The 12,697-nt window shown below is 41.6% G+C and carries 11 protein-coding genes; 6 read left to right on the top strand and 5 right to left on the bottom strand.

The features are described 5' to 3' along the window. The first annotated feature begins 34 nt into the window (after positions 1-34). The 3 genes from trhP (at position 35) to abeS (ending at position 2,231) form a co-directional block, all read left to right on the top strand. Positions 35-1,405: a prephenate-dependent tRNA uridine(34) hydroxylase TrhP gene (trhP, locus tag AC52J8_RS06055; protein ID WP_086399180.1), complete on the top strand. Its 1,371-nt coding sequence runs from the start codon at positions 35-37 to the stop codon at positions 1,403-1,405. A 2-nt stretch (positions 1,406-1,407) separates the two neighbouring features. Next, positions 1,408-1,659: a YfhL family 4Fe-4S dicluster ferredoxin gene (locus AC52J8_RS06050; RefSeq protein ID WP_025466507.1), complete on the top strand. Its 252-nt coding sequence runs from the start codon at positions 1,408-1,410 to the stop codon at positions 1,657-1,659. A gap of 242 nt (positions 1,660-1,901) precedes the next feature. Then, a complete protein-coding gene (abeS, locus tag AC52J8_RS06045) occupies positions 1,902-2,231 on the top strand; it encodes a multidrug efflux SMR transporter AbeS (RefSeq protein WP_017402972.1) in 330 nt (109 codons plus the stop codon). Between the two features lie 72 nt (positions 2,232-2,303). Here abeS and AC52J8_RS06040 read toward each other — a convergent pair whose 3' ends face one another. The 5 genes from AC52J8_RS06040 to adeL form a co-directional block, all read right to left on the bottom strand. Next, positions 2,304-3,080 carry an ABC transporter ATP-binding protein gene (locus AC52J8_RS06040; RefSeq protein WP_003650668.1) on the bottom strand — a complete coding sequence of 259 codons (777 nt, stop codon included), beginning with the start codon at positions 3,078-3,080 and terminating at the stop codon, positions 2,304-2,306. Positions 3,081-3,089: 9 nt separating this feature from the next. Beyond that, positions 3,090-3,803 carry an ABC transporter permease gene (locus tag AC52J8_RS06035; protein WP_086399181.1) on the bottom strand — a complete coding sequence of 238 codons (714 nt, stop codon included), beginning with the start codon at positions 3,801-3,803 and terminating at the stop codon, positions 3,090-3,092. Next, on the bottom strand, positions 3,800-4,489 hold the full coding sequence (locus AC52J8_RS06030; protein ID WP_005068247.1) for an ABC transporter permease: 690 nt from the start codon (positions 4,487-4,489) through the stop codon (positions 3,800-3,802). Before AC52J8_RS06030 ends, AC52J8_RS06035 begins: the two co-directional genes overlap by 4 nt. A gap of 91 nt (positions 4,490-4,580) precedes the next feature. Then, positions 4,581-5,366, bottom strand: coding sequence for an ABC transporter substrate-binding protein (locus tag AC52J8_RS06025; RefSeq protein ID WP_014207231.1), 786 nt, complete (start codon positions 5,364-5,366; stop codon positions 4,581-4,583). Positions 5,367-5,541: 175 nt separating this feature from the next. After that, a complete protein-coding gene (adeL, locus tag AC52J8_RS06020) occupies positions 5,542-6,573 on the bottom strand; it encodes a multidrug efflux transcriptional repressor AdeL (RefSeq protein ID WP_002118242.1) in 1,032 nt (343 codons plus the stop codon). A gap of 200 nt (positions 6,574-6,773) precedes the next feature. On the opposite strand from adeL, the gene adeF reads away from it, so the two are divergent. From adeF to AC52J8_RS06005, 3 genes are read left to right on the top strand one after another with little or no spacing between them, the layout of a single operon-like run. Further along, complete coding sequence (gene adeF, locus AC52J8_RS06015; protein ID WP_086399182.1) at positions 6,774-7,994, top strand: multidrug efflux RND transporter periplasmic adaptor subunit AdeF; 1,221 nt, start codon at positions 6,774-6,776, stop codon at positions 7,992-7,994. A gap of 6 nt (positions 7,995-8,000) precedes the next feature. After that, positions 8,001-11,180 carry a multidrug efflux RND transporter permease subunit AdeG gene (adeG, locus tag AC52J8_RS06010; RefSeq protein WP_005068239.1) on the top strand — a complete coding sequence of 1,060 codons (3,180 nt, stop codon included), beginning with the start codon at positions 8,001-8,003 and terminating at the stop codon, positions 11,178-11,180. A 12-nt stretch (positions 11,181-11,192) separates the two neighbouring features. Then, complete coding sequence (locus AC52J8_RS06005; protein ID WP_086399183.1) at positions 11,193-12,668, top strand: efflux transporter outer membrane subunit; 1,476 nt, start codon at positions 11,193-11,195, stop codon at positions 12,666-12,668. Positions 12,669-12,697: the final 29 nt, after the last annotated feature.

Here is a 12,697-nt window from a genome sequence, read left to right as displayed (position 1 = left end):
AATAAAACCATATATTTTTTATGCCTTTTATTTTATGAAAACTGAGCTTCTCTCTCCCGCAGGTTCACTTAAAAACATGCGCTATGCTTTTGCCTATGGTGCAGATGCCGTATATGCTGGCCAACCACGTTACAGTTTACGTGTTCGTAATAATGCTTTTGATCATGACAACCTAAAAATCGGAATTGATGAAGCCCACGCTTTGGGCAAAAAGTTTTATGTTGTAGTGAATATTCAGCCACATAACAGCAAATTAAAAAACTTTATTCGTGATCTTGAACCAATTATAGCCATGCAACCAGATGCACTCATTATGTCTGACCCGGGCTTAATCATGATGGTACGTGAGCATTTTCCAGAAGTGCAAATTCATCTATCGGTTCAAGCCAACGCTATTAACTGGGCCACTGTTAAATTTTGGAAAGATTATGGTCTAAGCCGTGTGATTTTATCGCGTGAGTTATCTTTAGAAGAAATAGAAGAAATCCAGCAACACGTACCCGATATTGAACTCGAAGTTTTTGTACATGGTGCTCTATGCATGGCCTACTCAGGCCGCTGCTTACTTTCCGGATATATGAATAAACGTGATGCCAACCAAGGTGCTTGTACCAATGCTTGCCGTTGGGACTATAAACTGCATGAAACCCAAGAAGATGCAAACGGTGATGTGATTCCAGTTACTCAGCTCAATGAGTCGGAAAAGTCTTGCTGCTCATCAGCACAATTAGAAACAACCTCGGCTCAAACACTGTTAGTACAACGCAATGATGAAGAAATGTTTGCTGCCGAAGAAGATGAACACGGCACCTATTTTATGAACTCCAAAGATTTACGTGCGGTACAACATGTAGATCGTTTAACCAAAATGGGGATTGCCTCACTGAAAATTGAAGGCCGTACTAAATCCTATTTTTACTGTGCACGTACCGCCCAAATTTATCGAAAAGCTATTGGTGATGCTTTAGCAGGCAAACCATTTGACCCAAGCTTAATGAACCAACTCGAAGGTTTGGCAAACCGTGGTTATACCGAAGGCTTTTTAAGACGTCATGTGCATAGCGAATATCAAAACTATGCTGATGGTTCATCGCATTTCGACTACCAACAATTTTGTGGAGAGGTTTTAGAACGTCACGGCGATTATATTCGCATTGAAGTTAAAAACCGTTTTGTGGTGGGCGACTCACTTGAGCTGATGACGCCTCAAGGTAATATCACCTTTACTTTAACCGAAATGCGCGATTTAAAAGGTAACCCAATTACCGATGCTAAAGGTTCGAGGCATTTTGTTGAGATTCCACTTTCACAAGATGTTGATGTTAGTTATGCCCTACTCATACGCAATTTGCCGCATGCTAAGGAAAACATTACTGCCTCAACATTAGCTTATTCAGCGAGTTAAACATGGCACTTTTGATAACAAGTGACTGTATCAATTGTGATATGTGCTTACCGGAATGCCCCAATACAGCTATTTTTGAAGGCAACAAAGTTTATGAAATTGATCCACTTCGTTGTACCGAATGTGTAGGCTTTTATGATGCACCCACATGTAAGGCGGTTTGCCCTATCGATTGTATAAAACCAGATCCTGCGCATATTGAAAATAAAGAGCAACTGCTAGAGAAATTTAAAGGGTTAAATTTACTCGGCTAATCTATCTCTTAAAAAGTCTATAGAGGATCAGGCCAAAGTTACTGATCCTCTTCAATGACTAAGCTGCTCAATGAATAAATAAACGAATAAATAGCTGAGACCACTTTGCTAATGATAAAATCAAATGATCAGTTTGGTTTAACGGTGTCTTGGTACCAAAAAATTGAATAATCGTTAAAGCTGATCTAACCATTTCAACATTTCATATAGATTGATTAAAACTCTTTCTGGCGTAGCTTCCCATGTCTTATCTTTATTTAGCAATTGCGATTGCTTGTGAAGTCGTTGCAACTTCAGCCTTAAAAGCATCTCAAGGTTTTACTGTTCCCATTCCGTCCATCGTTACTGTTGTGGGCTATGCAATTGCTTTTTATTTATTATCCCTTACGCTAAAAACAATTCCGATCGGGATCGCATACGCTATTTGGTCGGGTGCAGGTATTATTTTAATTTCTGCAATAGGCTGGATATTTTACAAACAGCATTTAGACTTAGCAGCATGCATTGGTCTTACTTTAATGATTGCAGGTATTGTGATTATTAATGTGTTTTCTAAAAATACTCATCTATAAAATATAATTAAAAAGCAACCGAGTACGATGCGAATCTTTTTTTTAAATTCCACCATACTCGGTATGAACAGCTTATTTTAAACTACCCGTCAAAAATTGCTTTAAACGTTCACTTTTCGGATTGTTGAGCACTTCATCAGGATGACCTTGCTCTTCAATTTTCCCTTGATGCAAGAAAATCACTTGATTAGATACATGACGCGCGAAGCCCATTTCATGTGTCACCACAATCATAGTACGTCCTTCTTCAGCCAAGCCCTGCATTACTTTTAGTACTTCACCCACCAGCTCTGGATCAAGCGCGCTGGTTGGTTCGTCAAACAACATAACTTCTGGTTCCATAGCCAAAGCACGAGCAATCGCTACACGTTGCTGCTGACCACCAGATAAAAATGCCGGATATTTACTTTCAACACTTTCAGGTAATCCAACTTTGCGTAGATATTTCCGTGCACGCTCTTCTGCTTCTGCACGTTTTACCCCAAGTACGTGAATCGGCCCTTCAATGACATTTTCTAGCACTGTCATGTGTGACCACAAATTAAAATGCTGAAATACCATCATGAGCTGCGTACGCATTTTTTGTAGTTGCTTTGGTTCAACTACTTTTAAATTGCCTTTTTTATCAAAGACTGTGCGTAGTTTTTCACCATTGAGCTTAATCGTGCCATTGCTCGGTTGTTCCAAAAAGTTAATGCAGCGGAGTAAAGTACTTTTACCTGAACCCGATGAACCAATAATACTAATCACATCACCGGCATTTGCATCAAGTGATATTCCTTTAAGCACTTCATGATCGCCGAATGTCTTGTGTAAATCGCGAATCACTAGTTTTGCAACTTGTTCCATTTATGTCTCCTAATGATTCGATGGCTTTAAAAATGCCAACCAACGTTTTTCCAACTTACGAAATATCCCAATCAAAATAAATGCCAGCATTGCATACAACACCGCGGCAATTCCAAAAGCATTGAAAGTGTCATAGGTTGCCGCATTCACATCACGCGCAATTTTTAAAATGTCAGGAACTGTTGCTGTAAATGCAATGGTTGTAGCATGCAACATTAAAATGACTTCATTGCCGTAAAATGGTAAAGCACGGCGTAACATCGACGGAATGATAATGCGAGTGTATCGTTTCCATTTCGACATACCGAAAGCTTGTGCAGCCTCAATCTCGCCATGTGGAATAGAACGAATCGCCCCAGCGAAGATTTCAGTGGTATATGCACCAGTATTGAGCGCGAATGCCAAAATGGTGCAATTTATGCCCTCTCGAAAAAAAGCATCAAGAGTCTGGTGTTCATGGATGTAATCAAAGCTGTAAATACCTGAATAAATAATCAGCAGTTGGATATAAAGTGGTGTGCCACGAAAAACATAGGTATATAACCAAACTGGACCACGCAACCAGATATTTTCTGATACTCGTGCAAGTGATAAAGGCACAGCAAGCACAAAACCAATGCCAATAGAAAGCACCAATAACCAAGCAGTCATCGCGACACCGGTCATTTGCAAACCATCGGTCCAAAGGTATGCCTGCCAATATTGTTGAAGGATTTCAATCATAATTGTCCCTTCCTTACACCAGCAGAATAACGACGTTCAAGCCACATTAAAATCAGATTTGACACGGTGGTAATCGCTAAATAAATGGCAGCAGCCACGATGCTAAAAAAGAACAGTTGCATGGTACTTCTACCTGCATCTTGCGTAATTTTTACAATATCAGTCAGGCCAATAATAGAAACTAGTGCGGTCGCCTTAATTAAAACTTGCCAGTTATTACCAATACCAGGCAGCGCAAAACGCATCATTTGAGGGAATAACACTCGGTGAAAAACCTGCCAAGGCGACATACCATAAGCCATTGCTGCTTCAATTTGGCCTTTTGGAACCGATTGAAATGCACCACGAAAGGTCTCGGTAAAATATGCACCATAAATGAACGCTAAAGTAATCACACCAGCCACAAATGGGTTGATATCAATTTGGTCCATTTGCAGTGCTTCAGTAATTTGGTTTAAACCCAACTGTAAGCTATAAAATAACAGCAGCATAATCACCAAATCAGGCACACTTCGAATGAGCGTAGTATAAGCTGTTGCTATATAACGTAAAATTTTAATACTAGAGAGTTTTGAGCTCGCACCAATTAAGCCAATAATCACAGAAAGTAAAAGTGACAACAACGCAAGCTGTATGGTCATCCATGTCCCGCTGAGCAGGAGTGGCCCAAAGCCAGAAAAAAACATGACTCATCTTCTCCTTAAAAACAATATCTAATATTGATGAGATGAGAATAGATCTAAAAATGTCGGCTTAAAGCCGACATTTTTCACATCATTAGTAAATGCTAAAGGAGAAATATTTTTTCTCGAGTTTTTTGTATGTACCATCTGCAATGATTGCAGCGAGTGCTTTATTAATATTGGCTTTTAAATCCGCATCTTCTTTGCGTAAACCAATAGCTGCGCCTACACCTAGTGTTTTTGCATCAACCACATTACCACCAGCAAAACTGAAGTTTTTACCTTTTGGTTGTTTTAAGAAAGCGCCATCAACCATAATTGCATCTTGTAAAGTCGCATCCAAACGACCTGACATCATGTCTTGATAAATCAAATCTTGGACTGGATAAGGTACAACCGTTACACCTTTTGGCGCCCAATAGGTTTTAGCATAAGTTTCTTGAATTGTGCCCTGTTGTACACCGACACGTTTACCTTTCAAAGAGGCAGCGGTAGGCAATAAAGGCGAGCCTTTTTTTGCAACCATACGGGTTGGTGTATTGTAGATTTTGCTACTAAATGCAATTTGTTTTGCACGCTCATCAGTGACTGTCATTGATGAAAGAATGCCATCAAATTTTTTCGCTTTAAGTGCTGGAATCATCCCATCAAAAGAGTTTTCAACCCAAACACATTTGGCTTTGAGTTTTGCACAAATTGCATTACCTAAATCCACATCAAAACCAGTTAACTTACCATCTGGTGTTTTATATTCAAACGGCGCATAAGACGACTCAGTACCAAAACGAATCACCTTCCAATCCTTTGCTTGAACATTCGTTGCAACAGCAGCCAAAACTAAGGTTGTTGAAACGAACATTTTTTTCATAAAGCTTGCCATCTTGAAGCTTCTCCTTAAAATCCTAATAAGGTGATAAAAACTTGAGCAATTTCTAAATTACTCTTCTGCCGAAAGAATTGCAATTTCTATACCAGTAAATTAAGGATTTATGAAGGTGTCTGAATAATGGATTGTATTAACTGTTTAAATGTTGAAAAATCACTCAAATTTTAAGTTAGTTTTTGAGTGTGTAAGCTTCAGCAATATTATGCTGCTCGACCAAAGTACGAATTGTATATTCATGACCAGTTTCTTTATCACAGGCAAATTCACATTTTTGATCTAAGGACATTGAGCAACCACTCAGCAATGGACAACCTGCAAACAATTCGGCGACCCAATCTACAAACACTTTTACTTTAAGCGATAAATGACGATTTTGAAGATAAACTGCTGAAATGGGCATTGGCGCCGGCGTCCATTGAGGCAATACCTCTTTTAACAAACCCGATTCTAAATGGTTGGTGAGCATATAACGTGGGCCTTGAATTATACCGAAACCCTGCAACGCTAAGTCGATATAAGCATCACCGTCATTTACAGAAACACGTCCACGTACTGACACACTTTTAATTAGATCATCAACTACAAAGTCCCAATCAAAGTTGCGTCCGGTACGGCTTGAAAAGAAGTGAATCGCTTTATGATTTTTCTGTAAATCTTCAATTGAGGTAGGCTCGCCATATTTTTCTAAATAAATCGGTGAAGCAGCTGTTGCACACTGAAAAGTTCCAATACGACGCGCAATTAAGCTTGAATCTTTTAATTCACCGACCCGAATTGCACAATCGACGGCCTCTCCCACCAAATCTACAGGTCGGTCGTTAAGGCCAATTACTAAATCAATATCTGGATAGCGTGCATGGAAATCGCGCAGCCTTGGAATTAAAATCAAACGTCCAATCGATACAGGCACATCAATACGAAGCTGACCTCTTGGTCCCCGCTCTGCATCATGAAAGGAAGATTCAATATCAGAGACATCCGCTAAAATGCGGGCTGTCCGATCATAATATACGGCACCATCCGGTGTGAGACTAATTTTTCGTGTCGTACGATTCAACAGACGAACTTGTAAATGTCTCTCTAAAGCCTGAATGGTTGTCGTCACAGAAGCACGCGGTAGGCCTAAACTGTCAGCAGCTAAACTGAAACTATTTGTTTCGACAACTTTGTTAAATACTTTCATCGCATGAAATAGATCCACACGCACACTCCTATCAATCAATGCATTTTTTAATCAAATGCACCAATTGTTATAAAAATACGAATAGTGTTATCGAATTTAATATATTTATTCGTGATTGACAAACTTTTATGCTCCGTCCATCCCATAAACCCTGTTTCTCCCATACGGACCAAAACTAAAAGTCTGAAAACAGGTATCCAAATAACTAGGAGCACCTCATGTCATTTTCCAGCAAACAGTTCGCACTGTCTGCCATCTTTGTTGCCCTCTTAGCAACAGGAGGCAGTTTTATGTTTTTACATGAAAATGCCGATGCAAAAGCTGCACCGACCTCTGCCCAACAAGCTGCAACTGTTGATATTTCTAATGTTATCAGCAAAACCATTACAGACTGGCAAGAATATTCCGGTCGCTTAGAAGCAATTGATCAAGTCGATATTCGCCCCCAAGTTTCCGGCAAACTTATTGCCGTACACTTCAAAGATGGCAGTCTCGTAAAAAAAGGCGATTTACTTTTTACAATTGATCCACGGCCTTTCGAGGCAGAACTGAATCGTGCCCAAGCTCAACTCGCTTCAGCTGAAGCACAGGTCACTTATACGGGTTCTAATCTTTCTCGTATTCAACGTTTAATTCAAAGTAATGCTGTCTCACGTCAAGAACTGGATTTAGCTCAAAATGATGCACGTTCAGCCAGTGCCAACCTACAAGCCGCTAGAGCAGCCGTTCAATCTGCCCGTTTAAATCTTGAGTACACCCGTATTACAGCACCAGTTAGTGGTCGAATTTCCCGTGCCGAAGTAACAGTCGGCAATGTAGTCTCAGCAGGTAACGGTGCACAAGTCTTAACAAGTTTAGTATCTGTCTCTCGCCTCTATGCATCTTTCGATGTTGATGAACGAACTTATCTGAAATATATCAGTAATCAGCGCAACTCAGCACAAGTTCCTGTTTATATGGGACTTGCCAATGAAACTGGTTTCTCTCGCGAAGGGACCATCAACTCAATTGACAATAACCTAGATGCAACCTCGGGTACGATTCGGGTTCGCGCGACTTTTGATAATCCAAACGGTGTTTTATTACCAGGCTTATATGCACGAATCCGTTTAGGCGGAGGTCAGCCTCGTTCAGCAATTCTGATTAGCCCAACCGCAGTTGGGGTCGATCAAGATAAACGCTTTGTCGTAGTAGTTGATGCTAAAAATCAGACGGCCTACCGTGAAGTAAAACTCGGTGCACAACAAGATGGCTTGCAAATCGTGAATAGCGGATTACAAGCGGGTGATCGTATTGTGGTGAACGGTTTACAGCGAATTCGTCCGGGTGACCCTGTGACCCCGCACCTCGTTCCGATGCCAAATGCACAAATCACTGCTAACGCTACTACTCCTCAACCTCAGCCAACAGATAAAACATCAACTCCGGCAAAAGGTTAATCACATATGAATATTTCTAAATTTTTTATTGATCGGCCGATCTTTGCTGGTGTGTTATCAGTACTGATTTTACTCGCCGGTCTGCTTTCGGTATTCCAGTTACCGATTTCTGAATATCCAGAAGTTGTTCCGCCATCTGTGGTGGTACGTGCTCAATATCCGGGTGCAAACCCGAAAGTAATTGCTGAAACTGTTGCCTCTCCGCTTGAAGAATCAATCAACGGTGTAGAAGACATGCTGTATATGCAATCTCAAGCAAACAGCGACGGTAATTTAACCATTACAGTGAACTTTAAGCTCGGTATTGATCCAGACAAAGCGCAACAACTGGTTCAAAACCGTGTGTCTCAGGCTATGCCTCGTTTACCTGAAGACGTACAGCGTTTAGGTGTTACTACCTTAAAAAGCTCACCGACTTTAACCATGGTAGTGCATCTGACCTCACCAGATAGTCGCTATGACATGACCTACTTACGTAACTACGCGGTACTCAACGTGAAAGACCGTTTGGCACGTTTACAAGGAGTTGGTGAAGTCGGATTATTTGGTTCTGGTGACTACGCGATGCGCGTATGGCTCGACCCGCAAAAAGTAGCACAGCGTAACCTCACCGCGACTGAAATTGTGAATGCAATTCGTGAACAAAATATTCAGGTTGCAGCGGGTACAATCGGTGCATCACCAAGTAATTCCCCTTTACAGCTTTCAGTCAATGCTCAAGGCCGTTTAACGACTGAGCAAGAATTCGCAGATATCATTTTAAAAACTGCACCAGATGGTGCGGTTACCCGATTGGGTGATGTTGCACGTGTTGAACTTGCAGCTTCACAATATGGCTTGCGTTCATTACTCGATAATAAACAAGCAGTCGCAATTCCAATTTTCCAAGCACCAGGTGCTAATGCTTTACAAGTTTCCGATCAAGTGCGCAGCACGATGAAGGAGCTTTCAAAAGATTTCCCATCTTCAATTAAATACGACATTGTTTATGACCCGACTCAATTCGTACGTGCCAGTATTAAAGCGGTAGTTCACACCTTACTTGAAGCAATTGCACTGGTTGTTGTGGTTGTTATTTTATTCTTACAAACATGGCGTGCCTCAATCATTCCATTGCTTGCTGTACCAGTTTCAATTATTGGTACATTTGCGCTCATGCTCGCTTTTGGTTACTCAATCAATGCGCTATCACTGTTCGGGATGGTACTTGCCATCGGGATTGTGGTCGATGACGCCATTGTCGTCGTCGAAAATGTCGAGAGGAATATTGAAGCTGGTTTAAGCCCAAGAGATGCAACTTATCGCGCCATGCGAGAAGTGAGTGGACCAATTATTGCGATTGCTTTAACGCTCGTTGCCGTGTTCGTACCACTTGCATTTATGACAGGCTTAACAGGGCAGTTTTATAAACAATTTGCCATGACGATTGCCATTTCAACGGTTATTTCGGCATTTAACTCACTGACGCTCTCGCCTGCTTTAGCAGCCATGCTACTGAAAGGACATGACGCTAAACCTGATGCATTAACACGCCTTATGAACCGTGTATTCGGACGTTTCTTTGCGCTGTTTAACCGTGTATTTACACGTGCGTCAGACAACTATGGTAAAGGCGTAAGTCGTGTTATCTCCCATAAAGCATCGGCAATGGGTGTATATGCTGCTCTTCTGGGCTTAACTGTTGGTATTTCTTATATTGTTCCGGGTGGCTTCGTACCCGCTCAAGACAAACAATATTTGATTAGCTTTGCTCAATTACCAAACGGCGCTTCATTAGATCGTACCGAAGCAGTCATTCGTAAAATGAGTGACACTGCTCTTAAACAGCCTGGTGTAGAAAGTGCAGTTGCCTTCCCTGGCCTATCAATTAACGGTTTTACTAATAGCTCAAGTGCCGGTATTGTCTTTGTAACCTTAAAACCATTCGATGAACGTAAGGCTAAAGACTTATCTGCAAATGCAATTGCTGGTGCACTCAACCAGAAATATTCAGCCATTCAAGATGCCTATATTGCAGTTTTCCCACCACCACCTGTGATGGGTTTAGGAACCATGGGTGGCTTTAAACTCCAACTCGAAGACCGAGGTGCCTTAGGCTATTCAGCCTTAAATGATGCTGCCCAAAACTTTATGAAAGCAGCACAATCAGCCCCTGAACTGGGTCCAATGTTCTCAAGTTATCAAATTAACGTACCTCAACTCAATGTAGATTTGGACCGCGTGAAAGCTAAACAGCAAGGTGTTGCCGTGACAGATGTTTTCAACACCATGCAGATTTATTTAGGTTCTCAATACGTTAACGACTTTAACCGCTTTGGACGTGTTTATCAGGTTCGTGCACAAGCCGATGCTCCTTTCCGTGCAAATCCTGAAGATATTTTGCAGCTTAAAACCCGAAACAGTGCGGGACAAATGGTGCCGTTATCTTCATTGGTAAATGTAACTCAAACCTATGGTCCTGAAATGGTCGTTCGTTATAACGGCTATACCTCAGCAGATATTAACGGTGGCCCTGCCCCAGGTTATTCATCTAGCCAGGCTGAAGCTGCGGTTGAACGTATTGCTGCACAAACTCTACCTCGTGGTATCAAGTTTGAATGGACAGATTTAACTTACCAAAAAATCTTGGCTGGTAATGCAGGACTCTGGGTATTCCCAATTAGCGTATTACTGGTGTTCTTGGTTTTAGCTGCTCAATATGAAAGTCTGACTTTGCCTTTAGCTGTAATTTTAATTGTACCGATGGGAATCTTGGCGGCTCTGACAGGTGTTTGGCTGACAGGTGGAGATAACAACATCTTTACCCAAATCGGTTTGATGGTACTGGTCGGGCTGGCTTGTAAAAATGCCATCTTAATTGTTGAGTTTGCACGAGAACTTGAAATGCAAGGTGCAACTGCCTTTAAAGCAGCTGTTGAAGCAAGTCGTCTACGTTTACGCCCAATTTTAATGACTTCTATTGCATTCATTATGGGTGTCGTACCACTGGTTACCTCAACAGGTGCAGGTTCTGAAATGCGTCATGCCATGGGTATAGCGGTGTTCTTCGGCATGATCGGTGTAACGTTGTTTGGTTTGTTCCTGACCCCTGCCTTTTATGTCCTGATTCGCACATTGAATAGCAAACATAAATTGCATTCGGCAGCAGTTCATGAAGCACCTTTATCTACCCCACATGATCATTAAGGAGGACATTTAATGGCTACAGCAAAACAAAGCTTATTATTGTCCTCACTCATGGGAAGCCTGCTGCTTGCAGGCTGCTCTTTGGCACCGGAATATCAACCTGCAAAGGTGATAGTTCCCGTCAAATTTAAAGAGTCTGACCCAAAACTTGAGGATAATAACTGGAAAATTGCCCAACCTGCTGATCAGCAAATTCGAGGTGAATGGTGGCGTGTTTTTAATGATGCTCAATTGAATGAGCTCGAACAACAAGCTATTTCTGGAAACCAGAGCCTTAAAGCGGCAGCGGCTAATATTCAGGCTTCACGTGCGTTACGTTCCGCAGCACAAGCTGAACGCTTGCCAAGTATTGGTGCTGGCTTTGGACCAACTCGTCAAAAACCCTCTCCTGCTTCATTGGGTTTAGATGACAATGCCCATACGTCTGCACAGACCTTATGGCGTGCTCAAGCCAATGTTTCATATGAGCTCGATTTATTTGGCCGTATTGCCAGTAGTGTCAATGCAGCAACAGCTGATGTACAGCAACAAGAAGCTCTATATCAATCGGCGCTTTTAGCTTTACAAGCAGATGTTGCCCAAGGCTACTTTCTCATTCGTCAGCTTGATGCTGAACAAGTAATTTATAATCGTACTATTAAATTGCTTGGCGAGACACGCGACTTAGTTCAAACACGTTTTCAAAATGGTTTAGTCAGTGAATTAGATGTTTCTCGCGCACAGACTGAACTGGCTACCGCCCAGACCAATGCATTAAATATTGCTCGTAACAGAGCCAATGCAGAACATGCACTTGCAGTATTGTTAGGCAAAACACCAGATGAGTTCAGCTTGGCAGTTCAACCTTTAACTGCAAACAGCATTCGTCTTCCAGCAGGTTTACCTTCGGCTTTACTGGAAAGACGACCTGACATTGCGGCTGCCGAGCGTGCTATGGCAGCAGATAATGCGCGTATTGGAATTGCACGTGCTGCTTTCTTCCCAAAACTGGACCTAACAGGTGCACTCGGTTATGAATCATCAAGTTTAGGTGAGTTGGGTAAATGGTCGAGCCGTACATTCTTACTTGGTCCAGTGGCAGGTACTATTTTATCTTTGCCATTATTTGACGGCGGGCAACGTAAGGCTGGAGTTGCTCAAGCACGAGCTGCCTATGAAGAAAGCATTGCGAATTATCGCCAAACTGTGTTGAATGCATTTCGCGAAGTTGAAAATGGTTTATCAGATCAAAGAATACTTGATCAGCAAATTCAAGCTCAAAATCAAGCACTCTCCTCTTCTCGTCATGCAAATCAATTGTCTCATTTACGTTATCGAGAAGGTGTGATTAGTTATCTTGATGTGATTGACTCAGATCGGACTATTTTGCAACAAGAGCAACTTTCTGCACAGCTTAACGGCACTAGAATGATGGCTAGTGTAAATTTAATCCGTGCATTAGGTGGTGGCTGGCATAATGCCGAGTCATCGGTAAAATCTAAAAGTTAATTCTTATCTAATTAACTTGATAAAAAAAG

This window comes from Acinetobacter sp. S-1 (genome assembly GCF_059579785.1).
The sequence above is the reverse complement of the archived record's forward strand: the minus strand, read 5'-3'. Positions and strand labels throughout refer to the sequence as shown.

Excerpts from the sequence above, each read along its gene's own strand:
- trhP (WP_086399180.1), top strand. The coding sequence starts at position 35 with ATGAAAACTGAGCTTCTCTCTCCCGCAGGTTCACTTAAAAACATGCGC.
- AC52J8_RS06050 (WP_025466507.1), top strand. The coding sequence starts at position 1,408 with ATGGCACTTTTGATAACAAGTGACTGTATCAATTGTGATATGTGCTTA.
- abeS (WP_017402972.1), top strand. The coding sequence starts at position 1,902 with ATGTCTTATCTTTATTTAGCAATTGCGATTGCTTGTGAAGTCGTTGCA.
- AC52J8_RS06040 (WP_003650668.1), bottom strand. The coding sequence starts at position 3,080 with ATGGAACAAGTTGCAAAACTAGTGATTCGCGATTTACACAAGACATTC.
- AC52J8_RS06035 (WP_086399181.1), bottom strand. The coding sequence starts at position 3,803 with ATGATTGAAATCCTTCAACAATATTGGCAGGCATACCTTTGGACCGAT.
- AC52J8_RS06030 (WP_005068247.1), bottom strand. The coding sequence starts at position 4,489 with ATGTTTTTTTCTGGCTTTGGGCCACTCCTGCTCAGCGGGACATGGATG.
- AC52J8_RS06025 (WP_014207231.1), bottom strand. The coding sequence starts at position 5,366 with ATGGCAAGCTTTATGAAAAAAATGTTCGTTTCAACAACCTTAGTTTTG.
- adeF (WP_086399182.1), top strand. The coding sequence starts at position 6,774 with ATGTCATTTTCCAGCAAACAGTTCGCACTGTCTGCCATCTTTGTTGCC.
- adeG (WP_005068239.1), top strand. The coding sequence starts at position 8,001 with ATGAATATTTCTAAATTTTTTATTGATCGGCCGATCTTTGCTGGTGTG.
- AC52J8_RS06005 (WP_086399183.1), top strand. The coding sequence starts at position 11,193 with ATGGCTACAGCAAAACAAAGCTTATTATTGTCCTCACTCATGGGAAGC.